The 1287-nt window shown below is 37.1% G+C and carries 2 protein-coding genes; both read right to left on the reverse strand.

Annotation, left to right across the window (positions count from 1 at the left end; translation table 11 throughout):
• Positions 1 to 739, reverse strand: a 739-nt coding sequence (locus tag EM932_RS20660; protein WP_317129385.1) for a transposase, incomplete at its 3' end; no start/stop codon positions are given.
• Between the two features lie 8 nt (positions 740 to 747).
• Positions 748 to 990, reverse strand: coding sequence for a hypothetical protein (locus tag EM932_RS21270; RefSeq protein WP_246041175.1), 243 nt, complete (start codon positions 988 to 990; stop codon positions 748 to 750).
• Between the last annotated feature and the right edge of the window lie 297 nt (positions 991 to 1287).

The raw sequence follows: 1287 nt of genomic DNA on the forward strand, positions 1-1287 counted from the left end.
ATGCATACTTCATAGTGTCAACATAAAAAGTTCCCCTGGCTACTACAGCAAAGGCCTTAGCAAGTAATTTGTTTCTTATAATGTTGAGCGTACTCATTTTGTTTTTCCCTTGTTCTACTCTTCTTTGATAATATGCCCTCAACTGGGGATTGAATTGTATGGCTGATTCAGCACACATATTTAACAATACCTTTCCCTCTTTATTAGCTATATGACAGACCTTGGTCCTTCCTCTTATACTTGTTCCAGATCGATTAGGAAAGGGAGCTATTCCACAGTAAGAAGCAAATTTTCTCCACGTTTTAAAAGCAGTGAACCCAACGGTATAAACGATTAAAAAACGAGCTGTAACCGCTCCTATACCCTTAATACTGGTTAAAAGCTTGAATAGGTTTTCAAGTTCTGTATCTTGTTGGATAATCCTATCGATTTCCTTTTCCATGACTTTTATTTGTTGATGGAATGTATGGATGAGTTCTCGTTGCACTTCAAGCAAAATAGATGCTTCCTTTTCATTTAATACTCTAGATTGCTCTTTTAGGGTCGCTATATGTCCTGCACGCTGGGATACCAGCTTTTTACGCATGGACATCAATCTTTTTAATCGCATCAGGGACTCTTTGGGCATTTGGTATGGTTTTACTTCTTCCCGTACCCGATAGCCATACAGGGCTATGCGCTTGGCATCTGCCTTGTCATCTTTCCCCCTTGCTATCCCTAATGAACGTTTAACCTCCAGTCCAGGTACTACATGTAAAAATACCCATGCTTGACAAGATAATCTATTAGCTGATGGCTATATAAGCCTGTATGCTCCAATATAAACAACAGGTTTTCTTTACCTATTTGACTATTTTCTAATACCCATGATACCATGGCTCCAAAACCTTCTAGGGCATTATCAAATGCTTTTTGTATTCCAATATTATGGATATGACTATCCAATGTCAATTTACTTACATCGATTCCGATGACTTCTTTTATTTTCATATCTTTATTATGTTTTAATAGGTTGCTTAAACTAACACCTTTATAAGGTTTGGACTATTATCCTATATGGTTCTTGGCAACCGGTTATAAGAACGGGGACTAATACGAAATACAGGTCTTTCCTAGACGAGGAAAAAGTTCACCCCGTTCTTTTTTTATTTGTAAAGTTATTAACATTTTTATGACTTATCAGTCTCCCCCTGCACCCCCTGTTTCAACATCATAACCATTATAGATATTATCTATTATACAAATCTAAAGGACGAGGAACGAGGAGGAATCTCATCATGATGAGAT

Origin of the sequence: Flavivirga rizhaonensis (assembly GCF_004791695.1) — a bacterium.
Lineage (GTDB): Bacteria > Bacteroidota > Bacteroidia > Flavobacteriales > Flavobacteriaceae > Flavivirga > Flavivirga rizhaonensis.